Origin of the sequence: Paenibacillus sp. MER TA 81-3 (genome assembly GCF_023713585.1) — a bacterium.
Classification (GTDB): Bacteria; Bacillota; Bacilli; order Paenibacillales; family Paenibacillaceae; genus Paenibacillus_B; species Paenibacillus_B profundus.
Genome location: NZ_JAMAWB010000011.1, coordinates 119,837 through 144,304 on the forward strand (window position 1 = coordinate 119,837; position 24,468 = coordinate 144,304).

Genomic DNA, 24,468 nt, shown 5'->3' on the forward strand with positions numbered 1-24,468 from the left:
TTCTTATTATAATGTTTTCATATCCAAAAGTAAACCTAGCTTCAAGCCCAATTCAGCCGTCCCTGACACGGTCCGTATGCTTTGGGAACTCATCATAACACAGGACCAGCTACGAATTCAAGTACCTCCGCACGATTTGTTCAACACATTTCGCGTTCTTGCAACCTTCTCGGTGCGGACTGACCTTTTTGAGCACTTACTTGGATGTGTATCTGTTCTCTTCCACACTTTCTTTGACCGGAGCGTTATCCACTTCATCAAATGGCACTTCCGCATCCGGATCCGCTTCCTCCCCCTCATCCGTCTGCTCTTGTGCGCGCTCCTGCTGGTCCTGCATCTTCTGGAACACAGCATAAAAGTTAAAGAACGCATAGTAGGCAATAACGGCTCCTGAGAAGAAAATGATGAGGAACGGCCATTTGAACAAGCTGAAATATAAAATAGCTCCGCTTACAACCGTCGTCATAATGATGCGCAGCGGTCTGAGAAGCGTGAGCAAGATGCTGTTCTTCACCAATTGCACCGTCTTCATATGATAGTGCGACACCATCGAGAAAAAGTTAAACAACGATACGAACAGCACGATTAGAAATCCGAGCATGACGAATCCAATCGCTTGGAAAGACTTCAACTGAGTCATGTATACGGTATAGTCTACATACATAATGACGAACAAGAACGTATAGAAGATACCGCCGATCATAGCCTGCTTGTAGTTCTCTTTATATGATTTGAAGAACGTACTCAGCAGCTTCACGTCCGTTTCCCCCATCACCCATTTCCGCGCAACGGAGAACATCGCTGCTGTGGCCGGGAACAGTGTAAACGGTGCCACAATCCCCATCGCCCAGTTCATCGTAATGGATTCGTTCAAGAAGTTCTGCTGCATAACAAGCAATTTCATCAATAAAAAAAAGAAAAACGGAGACGAACAGAGCAGCCACAGCACGTTCGTAACCGAAAATCGCATAATCCATTCCGAAATTCGGTAAAAACCGCCCATTATCCCTCGAAATTCCAAAGGTCATTCCCCCTCATGCATCCTGTCCTATAACTATAATACAAATGGGTCATGTAATGCCAGTGCCTATTTTCTTACTGCTGGGCACCGTTTAAGAGGTGCTCACCTTATGGCATTTGATGTTGCCTTAATATAAATCCACGCTTGTTCTAAGGGGGTTGCGCATGGGCGTATTTCATTCATGAAGCAAAGAGACCGCCACAGGCGGTCTCTTTGTCTCTGTCGAATAGGCTTATGTCAAGGTACATGTTGCATCTATTCTAAAACCTGTACACCTGTACTATTCGTTATCGCGGCTGCGGCGTCCTTCATCATTGCTGCGGCGCGGACGACGATCTCCACTTCCGCTGCGGTCACGCCATTCACCACTACGGTTGCTGCTGCTGCTGCTTCCTCCACGGTTGTCACGGTCGCGGTTGCCGCCGTATCCTCCACGGTTATCGCGTCCGCCGCTGCGCGAACCACCGGATCCGCCGGAACCGCCAGAGCGTCCGCCACGATTGTAAGGTGCAGACAACTTGCGCCCGCTTGTGCGCACATCTGGCTTGCGACGCTTCGCACGAATCGGATCCTCAGGCGTCAAGGAAATTTCAACATCTTTCTTCTCACCTGTCATCAGCTTAAATGCAGCCGACAACAAATGGACGGAATCGAATTGCTCAAGCAATTGAATCGCAATGCCTTTGTACTCGGTCAAATCACCGTCTTGCAGCACTTCGAGCATGCGTTCCGCGATAATGCGCTGTTTGCCCTCAATCGCCTCCGCCATGCTTGGCACCGGCTTGCGAGGAATGCGATGGCGCGTGACGCGTTCGATAAAGTGCAGGTGGTCGATCTCACGCGGAGTGACGAAGGACCAAGCGCTACCTTCCTTACCTGCACGACCCGTACGACCAATACGGTGCACGTATGATTCCGGATCCTGCGGCAAGTCAAAGTTGATGACATGCGTTACGCCGGATACGTCCAAGCCGCGCGCTGCTACGTCCGTTGCGACGAGCACGTCAATGCTGCCGTCACGGAATTTGCGCATAACGTTATCGCGTTGGTTCTGAGATAAGTCGCCATGCAGCCCGTCAGCAGAATACCCACGCTTCTGCAGCGCTTCAGCCAATTCATCAACCCGACGCTTCGTACGTCCGAAGACGATAGCAAGCTCAGGAGATTCCATGTCCAAAAGACGGCTTAATGCATCAAACTTAACACGTTCAGGCACTTCGATGTATGCTTGAGCGATAAGCGGCGCACTAACTTGCTTCGGCATTACCGATACATGCTCAGGCTCACGCAGGAATTGATTAGCAAGCTTCTGAATGTTCGGTGGCATTGTAGCGGAGAAGAGCATTGTCTGGCGTTCATCTGGTACCAGGCTCAGAATCGACGTGATATCTTCCATGAAGCCCATATCCAGCATTTCATCAGCTTCATCCAGAACGACCGTTGTTACATCATTCAGTCGGATCGTCTTCCGGTTAATATGATCCAAAAGACGTCCAGGCGTTCCGATAATAATTTGAGGGTGCTTTTTCAAAGCGCGAATTTGTCTTCCGATATCTTGACCACCGTATATCGGCAGCGAACGAACGCCTTTGAATCGAGTCAATTTTCCGATTTCCTCGGCAACTTGAATCGCCAATTCACGTGTCGGCGTCATGATGAGAGCTAGCACGCGCTCATCTGTAGGGTCAATCTTCTGAATCAACGGAATACCGAAGGCGGCCGTCTTCCCTGTACCCGTCTGCGCTTGTCCAATAAGGTCACGTCCTGTCATCGCTACAGGGATCGCTTTCTCTTGGATCGGAGTCGCTTCTTCAAACCCTAATTCCGTAATTGCTTGCAGCACTTTCGTCTCCAAGCCAAATTCTGCAAATGTCTTCAATATATTCATACTCCTTCGTTGTGGACAATCCACAGCCTTGTCTGTATTCTTAAGTAGCGCGACAATGGTGACGAATGGCACATTCAGCCGACCGTCTTCTCATATACAATGCGGAGGTGATCCTCACTTGTAACGCTTAACTCCGCGGATTTATCATGAACATCGTGGATAGCAATAGCCTACTCAAGAATATCCAGCATATTATAACACAAACGCCTTAAAGAATACCAGCAGAGATATGACCAAATACTACGTTTTGAGGTGAATTTGCTTGAAACGAATTTTACACGCCTTTATTTTAATTATCGGCGCAGCGTGCATCGCCGTATCTTTCAATCTGTTCCTCATGCCGCACCATTTGTTAAGCGGTGGAGTATCAGGCCTGTCGCTCGTAACCAATTACATAACAAAATGGAATCCGTCGGTTTTATATTTCGCTTTTAATCTGCCGATTATCGTCTGGGGATGGTTCATTCTCGGTAAACGATTTATCGTATACAGCATTATTAGCGTCGTGGCTACGACGTGCTTCATTTCCATTGTTCCGGTGAAGATGGTCACGAATGAACCGCTGCTTGCGGCGGTATTCGGTGGAACGCTTGCCGGAATCGGAAGCGGAATATCCCTGCGCATCGGAGGCTCGTCCGGCGGATTTGATATTATTGGTTCTATCGTGACTCGTTACCATGATTTTTCCATTTCCAACATTCTGGTTGCTCTTAATGCGGTCGTCATCGTATCGCATGGATACATTTCTCAAGAGTGGGAATTGGTGCTTTACTCCATGGTGTCCATCTTTACTACGGGAAAAGTGATCGGCACCATATATATTAACCATTACAAAGTGACCGTATTTATTATTACGCGGGAAAAAGATACCTTGATAAATAAACTGCTCTGTCTCCCGCACGGGGTTACGGTCATTAAGACGAGAGGGGCCTTTACGGACATCGAAAAGGACATGCTTATGACGGTCACGACGCGCTACGAGCTGTCGGAGCTGAAGCGAACGATTATGGAAATCGACCCGAAGGCCTTCGTCAATATCGTGGAAACAGTAGGCGTCATCGGGAATTTCCGCCGTCCGAAAAGCATGTGACCTTTTGCATGTATTCGTGAAATCAAGCCGCAAGCTTTATCCTAAAATGTTGGATATTTGAAGGAGCCCGTCCTCTAAATGGACGGGCTCTTTTCTGTCGAACGGAATCACCAAATCATTAAACGATGTCCTCGCTTCGCTGTCCTATGTTAACGGACGTGTCTGTTCTGCAAGTGTCAAGAAATAATCAAGCGTCTTATTGACGCGCTGAATGACATTGGCATGCTGCGGCTGGTTTTCTTCCGTAAACTGACGGAAATCTCCGCCAATAGACACCCACTCCGGACAGTTGATTCCATGCAGATTGCGGACAATCGTTTGTAAATGCGTTAAGGAGCTGACGCCAACGGCTCCTCCCGCTGAGCTTGCCGATAACACGACTTTGTTGTTGACGTATTCAAAGCTTAAGTAATCCAGCGCATTTTTCAGCACGCCTGACATACTTCCGTGATATTCCGGTGTTGCCAGCACGATTGCATCCGCCGATGACGCGCTCTCCTTCAGTCGAATGACATTCGCATCATCTTCGTTCGAATCCGGACAATAAAGCGGCAGCTGCAATTGATATAAATCAATAACGATTGCTTCGTGCCCCTTCTCTTCTAACTGTGTAGCCATATAACGAACAAGCTTCGTGCTTGTCGCTTCTTTGCGATTGCTGCCTGCAATGAGTACGATTCGCATGACGCACTCTCCCTTCATCATGTTGCAGTTAAAAAGCATTCATTCATGTCACGGGATGGAATGATATATCCGCTGCCGATCTGACAGCGTTTCTTCTCTAATAATGTCAGTTCCTGCACCGCTTGGCCGGGCATGGTCTGCTCGAAATGCGCTTCCGCATGGATGAACGCTTGCTCTTCCGTCTCCGCTAAGAGAACACACACGAACGAACCTTGTTCTATGGACGCTTCCAACCGAAATATGTACATCTGTACCATCCCTCCCCTTCGGTCATCATACAAAAACAGGAAGAAATCGTCAAGATACCAAGGCGTTTATGCGTCGTGTCCGAACCGTATCTTTTAGCAGCCTTTTCGCTTATATTTCATCTACCGGAAGATCCGACACCTCCGCTTGCAATCTGTGCAGCTCTTCCTTCAGTTCGCTAGTGACGGCTTCATATTCTGGAAGTCCATATACGTTCTTCAGTTCATAAGGGTCTTTATTCAGGTCAAACAGCTCCCATTCAGGCGGCCGATTTTCGTCAAGCGATCCCGGAGTGCCAAGCGCTTGCGCATAATAGTATATCAGCTTGTAACGGTCTGTCCGAATGCCGTAATGGGAATACACATGATGATGCTCATCGAGATGCATCCAGTAACGGTAATACATCGCGGTTCGCCAATCATCCGGTGTTGTGCCCTGCAGCAGAGGCCGCAACGAACGGCCTTGCATATCCGCCGGCGCTTCGATGTGAGCATAATCCAAAAATGTCTGCGCAAAATCTACGTTTAACGCAATCGACTCTGTCACGCTTCCCGGTGCGATTTCGCGCGGGTACCGCACTACGAATGGCATGCGCAGCGATTCCTCATACATAAAACGCTTATCGAACCATCCATGGTCGCCCAGGAAAAACCCTTGATCCGAGGTGTAGATGACAATCGTATCCTCCGCAATTCCTTCTGCTTCCAAATAGTCCAGCAGCCGTCCCACATTGTCATCAATCGAAGCGACACACCGCAAATAGTCTTTAATATAGCGTTGATACTTCCAACGCTTCGCTTGCTCATCGCTAAGCCCCTCAGGCGGACTCCCCTTCGTATCGGTAACGACCATATCCCGGCCGATCCGCATCTTCGCTTGAACTGCCGCTTGCGCTCGATTTGCGTAATCGTCATCGAATGTTTCCGGATAGGGAATTTCCACGTCTTCGTACATGCGGCTATGACGCTCGTCCGGCTGCCATGGCCGGTGCGGCGCTTTGTGATGACACATCAGCATGAATGGCCGATCCTTGTCCCGCTTCCGCAGCCACTCTAGCGACTTATCGGCAATCACATCCGTTACATAACCTGCAATTCGCTGTCTGCCGCCCTCTTCGATAAACTCAGAGTTGAAATAATCTCCTTGACCATCCAGCACGCTCCAATAATCAAATCCAGTCGGATCGGCAAAGCCGCCATGTCCCAAATGCCATTTCCCGATAATAGCCGTCTGATATCCATCAGCCTGCAGCAGCTTCGGGAATGTCTGCTTCCTCCCGTCAAAGTGATCATCAATCGATTTGACCCCATTCAGATGGTTGTATTGGCCAGTCAGAATAGATGCCCGGCTCGGGGAACAGATCGAATTCGTACAGAAGCAATGATCGAATCGAATGCCTTCATTGGCAATCCGATCGATATTCGGAGTATTGTTGATGCGGCTGCCATAACAGCTCATCGCATGTGATGCATGGTCGTCGGACATAACAAACAAAATATTCGGTCTTCGCAGCTCAGCTCTTGTTGTCATTGGGCTCCACTCCTAAGGAATCAGGTTTAGACTCTTCTTGTAATCGTTTGCAACCGTTCATTGTTCTATTGTAATATACCTGTTTCTCATCCGCTACTATATACTCGGGTATAGTTTAGCTTTTTGCCGGAACAATGAGAATGCCGCCTCCTGCAGATTACGAATGCCTCTCCCTACCCTGGCTTGCTCCAACAATCATGTGAAACCTCTCTCCTCTAAGGAGGTTTCACCAAAAAGTCCTTTTGTCCACTATCCCAATTATTCAGAAAATGAGCGCAATATCCAATTCTAATGTTCAATTCAGGTACGCAATATATCTGCAATATGTCTTTCCGGTGCCTAATATCGCTCGCACTGCAATTTCATGCAACACCAGTGAACCTCGACCCATCAGAAAGAAAAGATATTCAATCTCCCATCCCAATAACCAATTACCTTACCTTCTGTCAGTTGCTGAACTATTCATTGCAGAATCTGAATTACTCATTGCCGTTTCCTTGGTCATTGATTGCACATATAAATCACTTTCTGCAATTCCTTAAGAATTCATTACACAGCTGAATCACTCTCTGCAGTTCCTTAAGGATTAATTACACATCTGAATCACTCTCTGCAGTACCTTAAGAATTATTACACATCTGAATCACTCTCTGCAGTACCTTAAGAATTATTACACATCTGAATCACTCTCTGCAGTACCTTAAGAATTATTACACATCTGAATCACTCTCTGCAGCTCTCTAGTCATTCATTACATGTATGAGTCAATCACTTTAATACCAAGCATTTATTTACGCAATCTGACGCAATGGGAGAGTGGATAAAAGAGCATATCGAGACAGCGTTGAAAGGAACACGCAAGATAAATTGGAGATACACCAACGCTTTCGTGCCCAAAAATCTATACTTTCTTATTTTTAAAAAAATACACCGCCATTTCAGACAACATCATCTGAAACAGGGTGTATTTCTGTTTACTTAAAGCGGTATGCCTTTCTCGTACTTCTCGACTTCCGTAGGAGATGCATAGACGAAATGTCCAGGTCTGATTTGAACTAATTCAGGCTGCTCTGCCTCGTAGTTATGAATTTTCGGATTATAGTAAATCCGCTTGCGGTTCCGTTCGTGATGCGGGTCAGGCAGCGGTATTGCGGACAGCAGCGACTTCGTATATGGGTGCAGCGGTTGTTTGTACAGCTCGTCGGCCTTGGCCAGCTCCACAATTTTCCCGTTGTACATCACGCCGATCCGATCGGAAAAATATTTAACGACCGACAGATCATGCGCAATGAACAAAATCGTTAACCCCAGCTTCTTCCGCAATCTGTTCAGCAAATTCAATACCTGAGCCTGAATGGATACGTCAAGAGCAGATATCGGCTCATCTGCGATAACCAAATCCGGGCTCGTAATCAACGCACGCGCAATGCCGATCCGCTGGCGTTGGCCCCCGGAAAATTCATGAGGGTAACGGCCTGCATGCTCTCTTGTCAGACCGACCGTTTCCAATATGTCATATACCATATCGAGCATTTCTTCTTCATTTCTGCATAGCTTGTTGATTTTCAGACCTTCTCCGATAATCTCCTTTACCGTCATGCGCGGATTCAAAGAAGCGATCGGGTCCTGGAATATCATTTGCATGCCGCGCGTGACTTCTTTTTTTATTTCTTTGGTCAACTCTCCGGAGATTAGCGTTCCGTTAAAATAGATCTCCCCGTCCGTCGGCTCATACAACCGGATAATCGTTCTGCCGGTCGTTGTTTTGCCGCAGCCGGATTCGCCGACCAGACCGAACGTTTCCCCCTTGTAGATCGTGAAGCTGATATCATCAACAGCCTTCATTACCGTTTTTCTGCGTCCGCGGCCGCTTGAGAAGTACTGTTTCAGATTTTTCACTTCCAACACTGGCTGTAATGTCGAATTTATCATTTCAACGCACCAGCCTTTCGGTTTGCTGCGCAATTCTCCTCTTCAGCACGTCGGGAATTTCCACTTTGGGCGCATTCGGATGGAGGAGCCAGGTGGCAGCGTAATGCGTATCGCTCACTCTGTACATCGGCGGATCCTCCTCGTAGTCGATTCGCATGGCGTAACGGTTGCGCGGCGCAAATGCATCTCCCTTGGGCGGATACAGCATGTTCGGAGGCGTGCCCGGAATGACGAGCAGTTCGTCTGAAGAGCTCGTATCCAGATCAGGCATCGATACTAACAAGCTCCACGTATACGGATGCTTCGGATTGTAAAAAATCTCATCCACCGTACCGTATTCTACGATCTTCCCCGCATACATAACAGCCACCCGGTCAGCCACATTAGCGACTACGCCCAGATCATGAGTGATGAAAATGACCGACAGATCACGTTCCTTCTGAATCTGCTTGATTAAGTCCAAGATTTGCGCCTGAATGGTCACATCCAGAGCAGTCGTTGGTTCATCACAGATTAACACTTCCGGATCGCAGGCAAGAGCAATGGCAATGACTATTCGTTGTCTCATGCCACCGGAGAATTGAAACGGATATTGCTCGAAGCGCTTCTCTGGATCGGGAATACCGACCGCAATCATTAACTCGATCGCTCTTTGTCTGGCTTCTGCCTTGCTGATGTTGCGTACTCTCAAAGCTTCCATAATTTGTTTTCCGACTTTCATGATCGGGTTTAAAGATGACATCGGATCCTGAAAAATCATTGAAATTTTGGAGCCTCTAATTTGCGTAAACTGGCGCTCCGAATATTGGGTCAGATCCGCGCCGCGATAAATGATGTTCCCGCGTTCAATGTTTGCGTTTTTAGATAAAATACCCACAATTGCTTTGTTGGTTACAGATTTCCCCGATCCCGACTCGCCAACAATAGCCAACGTTTCCCCTTTGCGCAGATCGAATTGAACGCCCCGCACCGCATGCACCTTTCCGGAGAACGTATTGAACGTAATATGCAAGTCGTTCACCTGCAAGATTGCTTCGTTGTTAGTTGTCATCTTTCCCCCACCCCGCTCTTATTCTTGGCCTCGTAATGTCGGATCGAAGGCATCTCGCAAGCCATTGCCGAACAAGTTAAACGACAGCATCAATATCGAGATGACGATCGCCGGGAATAGCGTCAAATGGGGATGCTCCAACAGCACCTTCTGTCCTTCCGCCAACAATACCCCAATCGAAGGCTCAGGCGCGCCAAGTCCTAATCCCAAATAAGAGAGAAATGACTCGATAAAGATGGCTCCCGGTACGGCAAAAGTAGCTTGCGTAATGATCGGTCCAATGGCGTTCGGCAAGATGTGCCGGAAAATGAGCAACCGATCTTTGGCCCCCATCGTTCTGGATGCCAATACATATTCCTGCCCTTTGTATTTGTAGAACTGGGCCCTGATCATACGGCTCATGCCTATCCATCCGGTAACAATCATCGCCAATATGAAGGGAAGTATGCCCGCGCCCAAATACATGACGAATAGGATAACTAACACCAGCGGTGGAACCCCGCTCAAAATTTCGATAATGCGCTGCATTACCATGTCAACAGTTCCGCCATAGTATCCAGATATCGAACCGTATGTGACCCCAATCAGCACGTTTATCGTTACAGCCATGAACCCGATCAACAAGGAAATGCGCGTTCCTTTCCACAAACGCGTCCATTGATCCCGTCCCAGGGCATCCGTTCCCATCCAAAAATAAGTATCTTTCGCCCCTTTTAATTCATACATATCGACTTTGGCTTTCACCATCGGTATTTTCCGGCCGCGGTAATCCATGTCGTATTCTTCCATCACTTTGACGATACTGCCTTTATATTTCTCATCCAGACTTGTCTTCTTAATGTCCATCACTTTCGTGCCATCCCAAATTCCGATCTTCTCTATGCCCGGCACGCGCGGCGGCAGCAAAGCCCATTCAATATGCTGCTCCCGATACGAAAATGAGCTCAATAACGGAGCGATAATTGCCATCAAAATAATCAATCCGATGAAGAAGGCGGCGACGAAGGACGCATTGTTCTTCCGGAATCGCAGCATAGCGTCTTTGAAGAAGCCGATGGCCTTCCCTTCGAACTTCTCGTCCGCAAGCTGCTTTTCACGCTGTACAAACTCAAAGGGGTTCTGCTCCCTGTTGTTGTCCGTTTCCAATTTCATCACTTCTTCCCTCCCATGCGGATCCGTGGATCAATGATGCCGTAAGACAAGTCGACGACTAAAATACTGATCAGACCGATTAAGGAATAAAAGAACATGACGGCAATCGTAAGCGGATGATCCAAAGCATTGATAGCGTTAATAGATAAGGAACCGAGACCCGGCACGCTAAATATATTCTCAATGACGATCGCACCCGATAAAATCGTGAAAATCATCGGTATAAAGATGTTGGCCAATGGAATGAAAGAGTTGCGGATCGCATGCCGCAGCGTCGCCTGCATTTGTGATAGCCCTTTCGTCCTAGCCAACAGCATATAATCTGAATTCAGCGTTTCGCATAATTCGGCACGCAAATAGCGGGTAACGATCGCGATTTCTCCGAAGGACAGGGCTAGAATCGGCAAAATCATCGATTTGAATTTCGTCCATGTCAGTGCCTGTTCGGCTGAAAGCAAAATCGGAACCAGCTCCCACTTGAACGCCACGATATACTGAAGCAAAGCCGCAATAACGAAGGAGGGTACGGATATAAACAAAACAACCATCATATTGAGCCCGTGATCCGTCGCGGTATTCTTCTTCAAGGCCGCCATAATCCCGCATATGACCCCTATCGGCAGCGTAAATAAAAGCGCTAAAATATTGAGCTGAATCGTAATCGGAAGCTTGTCCTTGATGATATCGAATACAGGCACCTTCGGCTGCACCTTAATGGAATCACCGAAATTAAAGGTTAGAAAGTCCCCTAAAAAATATACATACTGCACGACTAACGGCTTATCCAAATGGTACTTCGCTTCAATACGTTCCTTAATGTCTATCGGCAGCATCGGATCGTTCACTATGCTGCCAGGCATGGAATGAATCAAAAAGAAAAGCAGGCTAATAATCAAAAATAAGGTGATTGCCATGGCAATCAGTCTTTGCGATATGTATCGTAGCATGGGCCTGAAGCTCCTTTTCGCAAATTCGGAGACCTTGCGCGGCTGAAGCACGCACAAGGTCTCTGACTGTCATTATTCCAAAATGTTCACTTGCAGCGGTGCAAATTTGACGACAGGGAAGTACTTCCCTTTCCCTTTTAAATCCATCCGGTCTTGAAACAGCACCGCGTTGTTATTTTGGAATAATGGAATTTGCGGAACGTAGTCCAGCAGCATTTTTTCCATTTGCACCAATGCGTCTAATCTTTCCTCCGGCTTCAGCAGCAGATCACCGGTCACCGTTCTCTTCTGCAGCTCATCGAATTCGGCGCTGCTGAAGCGGTGCGAACGGTTCGGGAAGTCTGTTCTCCATGCCTTCATGCTTGACCATGGATTAAAGGCATTCTGCGTGATGGCCCCGATGCCCAATTCGAAGTTGCCATCTCTATAGGCATCATAGGCTGCCGAAGGCGGCATCGCTCTTAATGTAATATCGAGCTTATCTTTACCGAACAGGTTCTCGTACAGTTCTTCTGCCACTTCCGCCGTGCGCTTCATCGTTTCCTGCGAGTCGAAATAAGTGAGCTCAATTGTAATCTTTTTGTTGCCATTCGCTTGGTATGCCTTTTCGAAATATTCCTTGGCCTTCTCCGGCTCATACCCGGTTCCCGGTGGAATATTTGCTTTGGCCGCTTCCGTTTCGCGGTATCTCTGTCCATCTGCATAGTCACCGACCATGCAAATGGTCGAAATGTAATACGGTGCCGATTTAAAGGTTTTAAAAATGCCTTTTGTTATTTTGTCACGGTCGATCCCGTAATACAGCGCCTTGCGCAGATCGTTGTTGCCCAAAATAGGATTTTTCTTTGATTCGGTATTTACATAAAATCCCCACACGGATTCCGCTTCGGTGTATACGACCCTTGGATCTTCGCCGTATTTGTCAAATTGCTCCCCGCTTATCGAGACATTTTCGATTTCGCCCTTCTCCCACAACTGCATGCGGGTGGAGCTCTCCGAGACGACTCTGCTCTCAATGCGGTCAGGTGTATATACCGCACTCATCGGTGCATCTTGATTTTTCTCGAACACGCGGTATTGATCACGAACCCATTCGCTTAAACGATACGTGCCACTTGAGGGAACCTGCTCCAACGTGGTCCCGTAGGTCGTCTCGCTGTGGTCTGGCTTCATCCCCGCTTCGTACAGCTGCTTATGAATGGGAGACGTGCTGCCGCCTTGCGCAAAGACGGAGTAAACGTCAATTTCCGGCATTTCTGTCTCCAACGCAATCTCTAGCGTCAAATCATCTTTCGCTTTAATGCCGACCTCTTCCCACTTCGCTTCACCTTTAAAATACTTGTTAGCGCTTACAATGGGGATGTTGTCAAACAGTTCAAACGCATTTCGGTTGGTCAGCTTCGGATCGAGCAGCATTTGATACGAGTATTCATAATCTCGCGCCGTAATCGGCGTGCCATCCGTCCACTTGAGGCCCTCTTTCAATTTAAAGGTCCACACCTTGTTGTCGGTGGTTGTTGGCAAATCTACGGCGTGATTGCTTACAAATTTAATATTATCTGAAGTCTCATCGTAAATGAGATCTAACAAATTCCCATTTATATATTCTAGTAATATGGACGTTTCAGCGCTTTCACTCGTATGTTGGTTGAACGTCTCTGCGGACATCCCCGAAAATCTTACTACGGTTGGCTTGTCCGAAGGCTGCTTTTGTTCGGTAACAACCTTATCCTTGTCCTCCTTGCTTTCTTGGTTGGCGTTATTTCCATTTCCGCTGGTGCAACCGGTAAACGTCAGCACCATCATCATGGCCAAAATAACCAAGAACGGTTTTTTTGGCTGCTTCATAAATATCCCCTCCTGATAATATTGTTATTTTATGTAAATTTGTGTGAGTAACAATGGAAATGAACATACGGACAATCGCATAAATTGACAAGGTGTTAATAATCGTCAAAATGCGTCAGTTGATGCCAATCTGTAGCCATCATGTTAATTGTCTAGTTGAGATGATAGGTCAATAGCTGAGAAGTGGGAGAAAACTGTCGAAAACAAGCCATTGCAAGTCTCATGAAGTATTCTCTTGAGGGAATATTTGGAACGCAATTATTAAAATCCTATCAAAGTCCCTAATAGTAGTCAAGATATAAATATGTGTGCAGGCAGGGGGATATTCCTAAATATGAGGTCTGGCAGGAATATTGTATCTATTTGGCGAATGTATTCGAAATGTATCAAAAAAATAAGCGCTTATTCGCCACGACAATCTAAAGATGTGACATCATCGATAGAGCGAGAACCAAGTGCCGATAGAGGAGCCGGAAAATGAAACGTCTATTGCTCATTACCGTTTTGTTTACAGTTGCTTATACGGCTTATAACAGCCACGCCCCGATTATTCTAAATCTATCGAATTCGTTTTTTATTAGCGGACTTATCTATTTATTTATTGCGTTGTTCAGTTATGTGAGAAATATCGGGTTTTTCAAGACTTTAAGCTACCATCTGTACCGAAAAAGACAGGCCGACAAGCAGGATGACGCCCTCAATGCCGCAGGAGGCACATCAGAGCAGCATCATCAGAAAAAGATTGAATTGCATGAATACACCGCTCAGCTCGGCAAAAGTAAATGGTCAAACAAATTATTTTATTTGTTCTCGATTCCGTTGTTGCTCTGTTCGTGCGTTTTGGCATTCGCTTCGATGTAATCCAACTTTGCAGAGATAACGATATAGAAGTCTCCGGAGTACCTGCTGCCATCAGCAGGGCCGGAGACTTTGTTATGGACTTTTATAGACGGCCGCGTATCATCAGACCGCCCTGCTTACGCTGCGCTGCTATTTGAGCTTCCACAGCGCCGGCACGTTCGGCGGCTCCCAGCCTTGCAGCGAGGTATGGCTTTGCACACATTTATACACTGTGCCGTTGTGGGTCACTTCATCATTCAATTGATAGGCGGTTCCTGCTGACCAAGCTTCCGGTCCGGACTGTTCATCCGTCGTCACCTCGATGGACGCGCCTTCCGATACGTTGCCTGCGGCATCATACGCAGTCACGGTGAAATGATACGCCGTATTCGGGTTCAATCCCGTGATGTCCGCAGATGGAACGGTCACTTTTGCGCTTTTGGAGCCGTACGCTGCGGTATAAGCAACGACCCCGACGTTATCGGTGGAGGCAGTCCAGCTCAAGCTCACGCTGGTCGATGATTTCCCCGTCACCTGCAATTGCGAGGGCGCGGTTGGAGGCGTGTTGTCAGCATCTGCCGCCGTTGTGACCGTCACTGCATTGCTCGAATCCGACAAAAGACCTGCTGCATTCTTGGCTTTAACCGTAAACGTATATGTCTTGCCTGGAGTTAGCTCTGCGACGACATGATGTGTCGGCTGAACGGACGTCAAATAGCTTCCGCCGTTGTACACCTCGTAGGTCACTGCTTTCGTCGATGCATCCCACTCAAGCGACACGCTGTTCGCCGTTACCTTGGCAGCGCGCAGATGCCCTGGCGCCGGCGGAATTGGCGGGTTTGGCTTCGTTCCATCCAGATACGCCCGGTGCTTCTCGGAAAACTCGAACTTATTGAAGCGGTCCCAATTGATGGACCAAGTCATCAAACCTCTTAATCCAGGATACCCCGCTGCGTTGCGCAGCTTGTAGCGTCCTCCGAACGATTGTCCCTTCATTGCGTAATCAAGCGCCTTATGGACTTCGGACACCGGCGTAAATCCGCCGCCTGAATTCACATTCGCAGGGAGTCCGATGACTATTTGATCCGGTCGAAGCGGCGCAAAAAAACGATCCTGTTTTTTCGCCACCGGGAATCCTGTCAGCACCATATCAACCATCGCCACATGAAAATCAGCATCGCCCATTGCATAATACGTATCATCGAGCGCCGTAATAGAGCCCGAATTGTAATGCTGCACCTGCACCCAATCCAGTATGTCGCGCAATCCCTCAATGACCGGCAAATAAGCGCCTGCCCGATTATCTGCGCCCGTTGCGTTCCCGCCGTAGAAGCTATAGCCTACCTGCACGAAGAACGTTTCCGGAGCCATCGTCACCATGAACGAATCGCCGAAGTGACTATGCAAGTCACGCACGGCTGCAATCAGATTGGTAATGACGGGTGTCGTCGGATGACGGAAATCGGAATCGCCCGGGTTCAAATAGAGAGAGTGGCCTTCGAAGTCGATGTCCAACCCGTCAAAGCGGTAAGTGGAAATAATGCTTTTCATCGATGTGACAAAGTTATTGCGCGCCTGATCCGTCTCCAACTGCACCTGACCATTCGCCCCGCCAATCGAGATGATTACTTTTTTGCCTTGGCTCTGTAAGTATTTCACGTCCGCCTTGAAATCAGAGTCCGTGTAATTGTAAGGCGTAAAGCCTATTGAGCCGCCTTTTGGCCCGTTGGCCGGCTCCGCGAACGCCACGTTGATAACGTCAAAATTAGGCGACACGTCACGCAGGCGGATGAAGCCAGAACCGTTGTCGAAGTTGTGCCAATAGCCGACGATTATTTTTTTGTCTGCCGGAAGCGGAGCGGAATGCTGTTCCGCTTCCGATTCCGATTCAGTCGGTTCAATGGCCGCAGGCGGCGCATTGCCGCCCCCGGTATCGTCTACAGTAACTTCAGAGGCAGCAGCGGCGCAATCACCGATTACTTTCCATACACCCCACTCGCCGCTTTGATCCGGTCGATCGCCCTGGGTCCACCACTTGGCTTCATATATTTTCCCGCTGTAAGATACGCGCTGCCCGCCCGTATAGACGGTGTTTTCCCCCCAGCTCGGAGCGGAGCAGGGCGTTCCGCCACCCGAATCGGTCGTCACTTGTATGCTCGTTCCGGGCGAGACGTTGCCGGCCGCATCTCTTGCAGTAATGGTGAATGTATACGCCGTGCCCGACGTCAGTCCAGTAATGGTTGCGGTCGTGCCCGGTGTATTCTTGCTGCCGGATGAGTAAGTTATCGTATATCCCGTAACTCCAACGTTATCCGTGGATGCCGTCCAACTCAGACTCACGCTCGTAGCGGTTTTTGCGGTCACGATTACATTCGTCGGCGCGCTTGGCGGTGTCGTGTCGTTGCCGCCACCTGGGTTTCCGCTTTGCAGATCGCTGGTCAATTTGTTCAGCAGCACCTTTTTGCGATCGCTGCTGTAATCCCAGAACATGGCGCCGCCCAGCTGCTTCGACTTGATGAACGCTGTTTTATGTCCGAACGATTCGACGTCATCATACGTAATGAAGATACCATTCGAAGAATTATACAAATAAGGGACTTTGGCAACGTCGTTCCAATAGCGTGTATAACCGTTACGATTAATATAATTGCTCTCCAAGTCGCTATAGTCGAAGACGCCCTTCTCCCATGTCCCTACATTTGGCGCACCTGCACATTGCTGATATTGCCCATTGCCCGTATTTGCGCATCCGCCCCAGCCGCGGCCGTAGAACGGGGTGCCCAGCACGATTTTCCCAGCTGGAACGCCAGCATTGATATGTCCCTGCACACCAGCTTCAATATTGAACTCGGCTGCTGCCGGGACACCTGTCGACGCAGCCGCCGGATCGTAGTAGAGCGGTGAATTATGCGCGCTGATGGTTTGCCAGCCGCCGTTGAAGTCATACGTCATGATGTTAATCCAGTCGACGACTTTGGCGATTTCGCCGAGCTCCGTGTTGTTGGCATATGTCGGACTCGCTCCGGATGCAATCGTTAGCAAATAGGTTTTGCCATCGACCGCTCCGGCCGCATCCAGCTTATCGCGGATCGCCTGCAGCAGCAGCGTATAATTGTGTTTGTCCTCTGGGCGGGCGCTGTTGCCCTTCAAACCGCCGCCAACCGGATACTCCCAATCAAGATCGACACCGTCGAATTGATATTTTCGCAGGAAATCAACGGCCGAGTTAGCAAAAGTCTCACGCGCAGCCGCACTCGCCGCCACGTCGGAGAAACGGTTGGACCATGACCAGCCGCCAACTGAAATGATCGTTTTCAAGTGGGGATTCGTTAGCTTTAATTTGTTCAACTGCTTGATGTTTCCCCGTATTGGCTCATCCCACGTATCGCCGGGATAGTTCTTCTGAACATCGATCCACGGATCGCCCAGGACGATAGTGCCGTTCGGAACATTTATAGTTCCATTCGCATCCTGGCACGTCCACGTTTGCGGATTCGGTCCCGTCGGCTCTGGGTTGCCGTGAATTCCATTCCAGCAAATATCCGCGAACGCATAGTTAACGTGCGTCACCTTGGACACATCCATATCGCTGACTTGATAATTGCGGCCGTATGCCCCCCAGGAAGGATAGTAGCCAACGACCTTATACCCCGCCCCTGCAGCGGCCTCCTCCGCTTTGACGATTCCCGAATCCATTGCCGTAAACGGTGTAAACAACATCATTACTGCAAGCGCAATAGTAGTGAACTTACGCACCACAGCCATCTGCAAATGCATTCATCAATTCCTCCTCTTCTATAAGTAAAATAACTTGTTCACCAATACAGACCATAAGTCGGCTGATTGCCGCCGAACTGGCTGCACAGGCAAAAACAGAGATTGGATGCTTGGCATCACCTCCTTGCAATGAGAGTAAAAGGAAAACCGCTTAAAATAAAAGGCGTACGTTACGATAGAAGCTGCAAATAAGAGAAGTAAGGGAGAGTGCGTGAAGAGGGCTGCGGTTAGAAGCGTTTCCGAATGTTGAAACAAAGTTGATAACACAACTAATTTACTTAGAATACAAGCTGTTGTTAAAGGGATAACATTTTACTATGAGGGGGAGATTACTCCACAGCATTCAAAAACTTCGTAGCAGTCCGGGCTATCAAGCAATCCTATTAATGCTGAAATGAAATAATTAGAGGTAGAGGGGGGGCCTCGTAGAGACCTGATGATCGCCTTTGAGTTGAGGCATCCCAATTCAGCCTCTTCCCCAGGAACTTGAATCTCACTATGTGGAAGCGACATCCCCTCTGGATATGAACCAGCCTGCCATTGGCTTCTGCCGCCCGTCAAACCTTCCAGTGCAAGACACCATTCAGAGCAAGTACCATAACTGTAAGGACATTTACTCCAGAGCTAGTACACCATCATGGTGTAAAGAGACCATACAAATCGAGCGCACCATTCCAGCGCAAGGCCACTATCACCCTCGATGTTCCTCTTCTCTTCACTCCATGTTAACTACTTTCAGGTACAGAATGTGGGTTCCACGGGGGTATTATTTGCGTGTACACGATTTTTTCGCAGTATCTGAACCATTGGGAGAGTAAAGCAAAGGATGATAGGGGGAAACATACCATTTGATGATGCAGGCAAACAGCGGACCATTTCCTCATGCCTCTTGCTTCTCTCTTCAGTCGCCACCTAATAACGGCACAGCAAAAAGCCCGTAACCGCTCTCGTGTTACGACTTCGGGTACAGAATGTGGGAGTCACGGAGGTTAAGCTTGCTATACAACGTTTTTCTGGCAGTATCTGAATCATTGGGAGAGTGAATCAAAGGATGATAGGGGGAAACATACCATTTGATGCAAAGCAGACAAACAGCATACCTTGTCCCTTGATTCTTACTTCAGTCACCGTTCGTTCCATTGGAAAATATACAGTCTTCTGCCAGGGTTTCAGGGCAAGATCGCCTTTCCGTTGGAAATCTTCCAATCAAAACCGGGATTCCCACTGTACAGCGCCGTTTAAGCAAGATTCTGCTGGATCATTTCCAATCGATTAACATGCAATCGCGCCCAAACCGCCAAATCATTGGGCAGAATCCAATCATTACCACTGCACGACACAACAAAAGCCCGGCCAACCGCATTCATGCAGTCAGCCGGGCTCTCACAGCGCTTGTCCGAGTTGCCGGCAAGCCCGCTTCACTTACTGAGAGAGGCGGGTAGCCAGATCGTATAGCCCCATGTTGAATTCCTTCTTCGTGTTGACGACCAGATCGATATCCGTCGCCACAAGCTCTCCTTTGATAATACCGCAGCCTTTGCCAGACTCGCCTTCCATCAGCTTACGAACCGCGAAGTCGCCGAGACGGCTTGCCAAAATGCGGTCAACCGCAGTAGGCGCGCCGCCGCGTTGAATATGTCCGAGAACCGTTACGCGCGGTTCGACAGTCGGGCAGCGTTCAATAATGCCTTGCGCGACATCTTCTCCACGACCTACACCTTCGGCCACAATGACGATGCTGTGGCGTTTGCCGCATTCGAAGTTCTCCTTCATGCGCTGCGCCACTTCATCGATACTGAATGCCACTTCCGGCACAAGAATCGACTCCGCACCGCTTGCCAGCCCGGCATACAGCGCGATATCGCCGCAATGGCGTCCCATCACTTCCACGACGGAAGAGCGTTCGTGCGAGCTCATCGTATCGCGAAGCTTGTTGACCGCATCGACGACAACGCTAACCGCTGTATCGAAGCCGATTGTGTAGTCCGTGAAGGAAATATCATTATCAATCGTACCTGGCAGCCCCATTGTCTTAATGCCGAGCTTGCTCAATTTGTTAGCGCCTTGGTAGGAACCGTCTCCACCGATGACGATAAGGCCGTCGATGCCGTGAGCACGCAAAATTTCCGCGCCTTTTTGCTGGCCTTCCGCCGTTCTGAACTCTTGGCAGCGTGCCGATTGCAATATCGTTCCGCCGCGTTGGATAATATCACCGACGCTGCGAATATCCATTGGGCGAATATCTTGATTGATAAGCCCTTGATAACCGCGTTGAACTCCATACACTTCAATTCCATTGTACAGTGCCGTGCGAACCACCGCACGGATAGCAGCATTCATTCCTTGAGAGTCTCCGCCGCTTGTCAATACGGCAATCTTTTTTACAGCAGTCATGTTGTTTCCTCCCTCTAATCCTCAATACATATGTTTACGTATCCAGCGGCTGTTCAGCCAAAAAAACAATCGCATCAACGGACTATTTCTCATTAATCGCTTGGATACGTTTTTCACTTCTTCTTGTTCTCTCACTTTTGAGTCGGATAAATATAGAGCAAGGAGCCCTTCGATGATCATACGATGAAAGCGTCCTTCCGGCAGTGAACTAATTCGCACCGTAGCAATTTCTGCAATATGGCCGATCCGCTCCACTACCTTGCCCTGCCCATCGTAATAATTGCAGAAGTTCAAATCCCCGCCGACTCTGTCTTCTTCTTGGTCAATCAAGTAATCAAGCAGAATATGCAATCCGCATACGTATGGAAAATAGGCCTCGCGAATTTGCTCCACTTCTCGACTCGTCAAATGCTCGTCCGCCGCAGCTAAAAACAACTGAAACACACCGAGTGTGGACCCTGTTGCCGCCGCGAACTCATTCCATGCCAGTTCTGGATATTCAGCCTCGTAGGATTGCCACCACGTGAGCAGCGCGTCTTCCCGCTTGTCTGGATGAATATGCTTATAGACTTGCAGGTCAGTATAAAGCCCGACGAGACGCACAATACTTGACTGTGCGGTTGAATATCCCGGCAATCTTGCAATACTGGCACGGCATTGTTCCACTAACGCATGCAAGTAGCCGCCATCGTCCTTATCTTCTCTTAACGCATAATAATCCTTAAGCGGCTCCTCCGGCTGAACCGCATCCAGCATTGACTGGTGCAGCAATCGAAAATCATCCGGATCCATAGAGGTGCTGCGATCACATAAATTGTCCAAATAATCGCTAATAGTCTGAAATGCTACAATGAGCGGAATTAACACATCACGCACCTCTAACCGAGCTGCAGCATACACCGCACCGCCTTCACAGTGAAATTGCTTGCTAGCAATGCTCGCCAGCGCCTGCTTGCGCAATTCCTCATTCGGTATAAGTTCCGCCCGCTTCTGCCATGCCGACAATGCGGAACGAACTTCCGGCAGTATGTATTTATATACGCGGTACATGAGCCCGATCGGTTCTTTCGGAGCAGATGTACGACGTTGGCTTTGCTGGTTCAAGGATAACCTCCGTTCTCCATCGGTCTAGCTGTGAATGCACTCATTTTAGCCACAACTATTATATTACGAAGTGACAGTTTGCACAAACCTTCTGATGGCTTCTATATTAGTGGTGGATTTTGGCATCCATCTCTTGATGGCTGTTGTACCACAGATGCAAATCGTTGATGATGCTGGCCAGCTCGGCAATCTCCGAATTGAGACGGCAGGAGACTTCGAATTGCTCCTCGTCATACAGAGCGTTCTGCTTGCCTATGATATCCCGCTCCAGCGCTTTTATCCGATCCGGTATCAACCCTCGAATCTCTTCCCATTTTGCCAAAATAGCCGATCGTTCATCCCAATGGAGCGATTCCCAAGCGACATGCAGAACCGGTACTTGTATGCCTAACCGGCCGTCCCGTTCAAATACAAAACTCCCCATGCTGACAACCCTCTCTCTTAAAATGAAGGACCAGCTGACGCTGACCCGATTCGTGGATATGTCGGTAAGATGTGCCTGAACGATGCCAGGTTAGAGCAAACTTAGCAGTAATGTATCATTGACCATGGATAAAGTAAACGACATCGCGCACGCTGCTCACACGGATCAGCGTGCCGTTCATGACAACTAAATAACCTCAACAGGAATAAGTAAACTTATTATAACATGAATCTTGTCCCTTATTATTCAAGGAAAGAAGCTTACCTCCTGCCAGAAGCATGCTATACTAGACCGTAATCTTTTTAGAGGTTGTTCAAAAAGTCACCTATTGATCACGAACTTTTACGAAATCATCATTTCATACCAGCTGGTCAAGACTGCATAGGAGGAGCTCACAATGCTACACACAGCGCAGAGAAATAATGAAGCGCATTGGCTGCGCGCTTTTACATTTACGATATTTATGACGACCTCGGTAGTCGTCTCCTATTTTCCGCTGTACTACAAAGCGCTTGGCTTTTCGAGCGTGCAGATTGGAATGCTCTATTCCATCGGGCCACTCGTATCCATTGTATCCAACCTGTTCTGGGGCGTAACAAGCGACAAGCTCGGTACCGTAAAAAAAGTGCTTATCGTGCTGCTCGCAGCTCAAATTGTGCTGTCTGTCGTATTGAGCCAATTCACTTCCTTTGGCGCGGTTGTTGCCATGTTGATTTGCTTTTACTTCTTTTACTTTCCGATTTACCCGCTAAGCGACAGCTTCGCAATTATTACGGCCCAATCTCAAGGCAAGAGCTTCATCGGGATCCGTGTCTTCGGTTCTATCGGCTTTGCCGTATCAGCGATCATCTTCGGCATGGTGCTGCGTTCTGTAGGCGCTCATTATAGCGTATGGGTCGTCGTAATGTTAGGCATCCTTTCCCTTGTGCTGGCCTTCTTCTTGACCGATAAACGCGCTACGTTGAAGAAAATGGAGTTTTCAGGGTTATGGGCTGTTTTGAAACAACGGGAAGTCTTGCTGTTCTTTCTGTTTGTACTGCTGCTTGCAATAGCGCATCGTCTGAACGAAGCATTTCTTGGCTTATCGCTCTCCCAATTAGGAGCAGATGAATCATTGATCGGCTGGGCATGGATGCTTTCTGCGTTGAGTGAAATCCCCATCTTCTTCCTATTAAATGCGTTCGGGGACAAGTTCAAGGAGCTGCCGCTGCTTGCCTTCTCCGGATTAACTTACGCTATCCGATTGCTTCTCGTTGCGTATATGCAGAACCCGGTGTGGATTGTCTCCACCCAGATAATGCACAGCATTTCGTTCGGCATATTTTATTTTGTAGCCGTACGCTATATTAGCCGCATCATTCCAGACGAATACCGTTCGACAGGGCTAGCGCTCTATACGATCGTCTGGTCGAGCATCGCCGGGTTGTTGAGCGGAACGCTTGGCGGCGTGCTGCTGGAAGCATACGGCAAAGATACCGTCTATCACGTCGGTGCGATATTCGCATTCGCCGCTTGTCTCGGGTTCATGATGCTTGCGCTTCAATCGCATTATGCAGAAACGGGATCGCGTTGGCCAATTCGACGCAGACGTTGAATGAATTCGATACGGGAACATTAATCATGCTTCCAAGCTCAACACGGTTTCGTTGCAATTTTCCATCCGTGCCGTATAATAAGGGTAGGTCTTAGTACAAGGTCTTAATCTTAATTATTTGCAGTCTGCAATTGTACAAACCATCATTTTACGATAGCTTAGGCTGCCTAAGGGCAACCTCGGCGGAGGGATCAGATATGACAACGTATGAAATCATGAAAGAAGTCATTCATGAACGCCGCAGCGTGCGACGTTATGAGGACCGTCCAGTAACGGTGGAAGATGTGAGGGAGCTGATCGATTGTGCGCGATATGCGCCGAGCGACACGAACTCTCAGACATGGGAATTCATCGCGATCTTGAACCCCGAATTGATCGCTCGGATCGAACAGCTTACATGGGATGCCCTGCATACACGCGCGAAGCAGGCAGAAGCCCAAGGCTTAGCGAAGGAAGCTCGATTGCTCGTCAAATCGTTCGGCCCGTACGCAACCGCTTTTTCCAATGCGCCTGCGCTTATTATATGTCTGGCGTCCCCGTATACGTCCAAATTCCGCGAGCGCATCTTCGACCCGATTGGGCTCGTGCCACCCACGGTGTGGGATGAGGAAGGCATCAAGAGCAGCTGCTTGGCGATTCAGAACTTCATGCTCGCAGCGCATGCCCGCGGTTTGGCGACCTGTCCGATGACCGGTCCCGTGCTCTTGGCTGACCAACAAATCAAGGATCTGCTGGACATTCCTGAAGATCGTCAGGTTAACATGGTGCTTGCGCTCGGATACCCTTCGGATACGCCAGCGAAGCTGCCCCGCAGGCCGGTAGAAGACATTTTACGTATTATCGAATAAAGAAGCCCCATTTGGACACGCGCGAGTACGGGAACTTATCCCACTCACGACACAAGCCCCTTCTTCCTTTCCAGCAGGAAAGAGCAGAGGGGCTTGTC

The 24,468-nt window shown here is 48.6% G+C and carries 18 protein-coding genes; 4 read left to right on the forward strand and 14 right to left on the reverse strand.

What is annotated here, in order from left to right:
• Nucleotides 1-196: 196 nt before the first annotated feature.
• On the reverse strand, nucleotides 197-1,021 hold the full coding sequence (locus M3650_RS17710; protein WP_251576738.1) for a YesL family protein: 825 nt from the start codon (nucleotides 1,019-1,021) through the stop codon (nucleotides 197-199).
• Nucleotides 1,022-1,301: 280 nt separating this feature from the next.
• Nucleotides 1,302-2,900: a degradosome RNA helicase CshA gene (gene cshA / locus M3650_RS17715; RefSeq protein ID WP_251576740.1), complete on the reverse strand. Its 1,599-nt coding sequence runs from the start codon at nucleotides 2,898-2,900 to the stop codon at nucleotides 1,302-1,304.
• Between the two features lie 271 nt (nucleotides 2,901-3,171).
• Between cshA and M3650_RS17720 the strand changes: the two genes are divergently transcribed.
• Nucleotides 3,172-3,999 (forward strand): YitT family protein, encoded by an 828-nt coding sequence (locus tag M3650_RS17720; protein WP_251576742.1) that lies wholly within the window; start codon nucleotides 3,172-3,174, stop codon nucleotides 3,997-3,999.
• Between the two features lie 144 nt (nucleotides 4,000-4,143).
• On the opposite strand, the gene M3650_RS17725 is transcribed toward M3650_RS17720, so the two are convergent.
• From M3650_RS17725 to M3650_RS17760, 8 genes are all read right to left on the reverse strand, one after another.
• Nucleotides 4,144-4,683: an NADPH-dependent FMN reductase gene (locus M3650_RS17725; RefSeq protein ID WP_233697623.1), complete on the reverse strand. Its 540-nt coding sequence runs from the start codon at nucleotides 4,681-4,683 to the stop codon at nucleotides 4,144-4,146.
• 17 nt (nucleotides 4,684-4,700) lie between these two features.
• Entirely contained in the window at nucleotides 4,701-4,931 is a 231-nt protein-coding gene (locus tag M3650_RS17730) for a DUF3906 family protein (protein ID WP_019424276.1), read from the reverse strand.
• Between the two features lie 109 nt (nucleotides 4,932-5,040).
• Nucleotides 5,041-6,459, reverse strand: a complete 1,419-nt coding sequence (locus M3650_RS17735) for a sulfatase family protein (protein ID WP_251576744.1) — start codon at nucleotides 6,457-6,459, stop codon at nucleotides 5,041-5,043.
• A 978-nt stretch (nucleotides 6,460-7,437) separates the two neighbouring features.
• On the reverse strand, nucleotides 7,438-8,391 hold the full coding sequence (locus tag M3650_RS17740; protein WP_251576746.1) for an ABC transporter ATP-binding protein: 954 nt from the start codon (nucleotides 8,389-8,391) through the stop codon (nucleotides 7,438-7,440).
• Nucleotide 8,392: 1 nt separating this feature from the next.
• Nucleotides 8,393-9,442 (reverse strand): ABC transporter ATP-binding protein, encoded by a 1,050-nt coding sequence (locus M3650_RS17745; RefSeq protein ID WP_019424273.1) that lies wholly within the window; start codon nucleotides 9,440-9,442, stop codon nucleotides 8,393-8,395.
• Nucleotides 9,443-9,460: 18 nt separating this feature from the next.
• Nucleotides 9,461-10,594 carry an ABC transporter permease gene (locus M3650_RS17750; RefSeq protein WP_233697628.1) on the reverse strand — a complete coding sequence of 378 codons (1,134 nt, stop codon included), beginning with the start codon at nucleotides 10,592-10,594 and terminating at the stop codon, nucleotides 9,461-9,463.
• A complete protein-coding gene (locus tag M3650_RS17755) occupies nucleotides 10,594-11,541 on the reverse strand; it encodes an ABC transporter permease (protein WP_251576748.1) in 948 nt (315 codons plus the stop codon). The genes M3650_RS17750 and M3650_RS17755 overlap by 1 nt, the downstream gene beginning before the upstream one ends.
• Nucleotides 11,542-11,613: 72 nt before the next feature.
• Nucleotides 11,614-13,389 (reverse strand): peptide ABC transporter substrate-binding protein, encoded by a 1,776-nt coding sequence (locus tag M3650_RS17760; RefSeq protein ID WP_251576750.1) that lies wholly within the window; start codon nucleotides 13,387-13,389, stop codon nucleotides 11,614-11,616.
• 477 nt (nucleotides 13,390-13,866) lie between these two features.
• Here M3650_RS17760 and M3650_RS17765 point away from each other — a divergent pair, with 477 nt between their 5' ends.
• Nucleotides 13,867-14,250: a DUF3899 domain-containing protein gene (locus M3650_RS17765; protein WP_251576752.1), complete on the forward strand. Its 384-nt coding sequence runs from the start codon at nucleotides 13,867-13,869 to the stop codon at nucleotides 14,248-14,250.
• Between the two features lie 129 nt (nucleotides 14,251-14,379).
• Here M3650_RS17765 and M3650_RS17770 read toward each other — a convergent pair whose 3' ends face one another.
• From M3650_RS17770 to M3650_RS17785, 4 genes are all read right to left on the reverse strand, one after another.
• The gene (locus M3650_RS17770; RefSeq protein ID WP_251576753.1) at nucleotides 14,380-18,006 is read right to left on the reverse strand and encodes a glycosyl hydrolase family 18 protein; all 3,627 of its coding nucleotides are present in this window, start codon (nucleotides 18,004-18,006) and stop codon (nucleotides 14,380-14,382) included.
• Between the two features lie 1,422 nt (nucleotides 18,007-19,428).
• A complete protein-coding gene (gene pfkA, locus M3650_RS17775) occupies nucleotides 19,429-20,400 on the reverse strand; it encodes a 6-phosphofructokinase (protein WP_019424267.1) in 972 nt (323 codons plus the stop codon).
• A 21-nt stretch (nucleotides 20,401-20,421) separates the two neighbouring features.
• The gene (locus M3650_RS17780; RefSeq protein WP_483311756.1) at nucleotides 20,422-21,504 is read right to left on the reverse strand and encodes a tetraprenyl-beta-curcumene synthase family protein; all 1,083 of its coding nucleotides are present in this window, start codon (nucleotides 21,502-21,504) and stop codon (nucleotides 20,422-20,424) included.
• Nucleotides 21,505-21,610: 106 nt separating this feature from the next.
• Complete coding sequence (locus M3650_RS17785) at nucleotides 21,611-21,928, reverse strand: hypothetical protein (protein ID WP_019424265.1); 318 nt, start codon at nucleotides 21,926-21,928, stop codon at nucleotides 21,611-21,613.
• A gap of 397 nt (nucleotides 21,929-22,325) precedes the next feature.
• Here M3650_RS17785 and M3650_RS17790 point away from each other — a divergent pair, with 397 nt between their 5' ends.
• Both M3650_RS17790 and M3650_RS17795 read left to right on the forward strand, forming a co-directional pair.
• Nucleotides 22,326-23,522: an MFS transporter gene (locus M3650_RS17790; protein WP_251576754.1), complete on the forward strand. Its 1,197-nt coding sequence runs from the start codon at nucleotides 22,326-22,328 to the stop codon at nucleotides 23,520-23,522.
• A 197-nt stretch (nucleotides 23,523-23,719) separates the two neighbouring features.
• Nucleotides 23,720-24,370, forward strand: coding sequence for a nitroreductase family protein (locus tag M3650_RS17795; RefSeq protein WP_251576755.1), 651 nt, complete (start codon nucleotides 23,720-23,722; stop codon nucleotides 24,368-24,370).
• Nucleotides 24,371-24,468: the final 98 nt, after the last annotated feature.

Excerpts from the sequence above, each read along its gene's own strand:
- M3650_RS17725 (WP_233697623.1), bottom strand. The coding sequence starts at position 4,683 with ATGCGAATCGTACTCATTGCAGGCAGCAATCGCAAAGAAGCGACAAGC.
- M3650_RS17730 (WP_019424276.1), bottom strand. The coding sequence starts at position 4,931 with ATGTACATATTTCGGTTGGAAGCGTCCATAGAACAAGGTTCGTTCGTG.
- M3650_RS17735 (WP_251576744.1), bottom strand. The coding sequence starts at position 6,459 with ATGACAACAAGAGCTGAGCTGCGAAGACCGAATATTTTGTTTGTTATG.
- M3650_RS17740 (WP_251576746.1), bottom strand. The coding sequence starts at position 8,391 with ATGATAAATTCGACATTACAGCCAGTGTTGGAAGTGAAAAATCTGAAA.
- M3650_RS17745 (WP_019424273.1), bottom strand. The coding sequence starts at position 9,442 with ATGACAACTAACAACGAAGCAATCTTGCAGGTGAACGACTTGCATATT.
- M3650_RS17750 (WP_233697628.1), bottom strand. The coding sequence starts at position 10,594 with ATGAAATTGGAAACGGACAACAACAGGGAGCAGAACCCCTTTGAGTTT.
- M3650_RS17755 (WP_251576748.1), bottom strand. The coding sequence starts at position 11,541 with ATGCTACGATACATATCGCAAAGACTGATTGCCATGGCAATCACCTTA.
- M3650_RS17760 (WP_251576750.1), bottom strand. The coding sequence starts at position 13,389 with ATGAAGCAGCCAAAAAAACCGTTCTTGGTTATTTTGGCCATGATGATG.
- M3650_RS17765 (WP_251576752.1), top strand. The coding sequence starts at position 13,867 with ATGAAACGTCTATTGCTCATTACCGTTTTGTTTACAGTTGCTTATACG.
- M3650_RS17770 (WP_251576753.1), bottom strand. The coding sequence starts at position 18,006 with ATGCATTTGCAGATGGCTGTGGTGCGTAAGTTCACTACTATTGCGCTT.
- pfkA (WP_019424267.1), bottom strand. The coding sequence starts at position 20,400 with ATGACTGCTGTAAAAAAGATTGCCGTATTGACAAGCGGCGGAGACTCT.
- M3650_RS17785 (WP_019424265.1), bottom strand. The coding sequence starts at position 21,928 with ATGGGGAGTTTTGTATTTGAACGGGACGGCCGGTTAGGCATACAAGTA.
- M3650_RS17790 (WP_251576754.1), top strand. The coding sequence starts at position 22,326 with ATGCTACACACAGCGCAGAGAAATAATGAAGCGCATTGGCTGCGCGCT.
- M3650_RS17795 (WP_251576755.1), top strand. The coding sequence starts at position 23,720 with ATGACAACGTATGAAATCATGAAAGAAGTCATTCATGAACGCCGCAGC.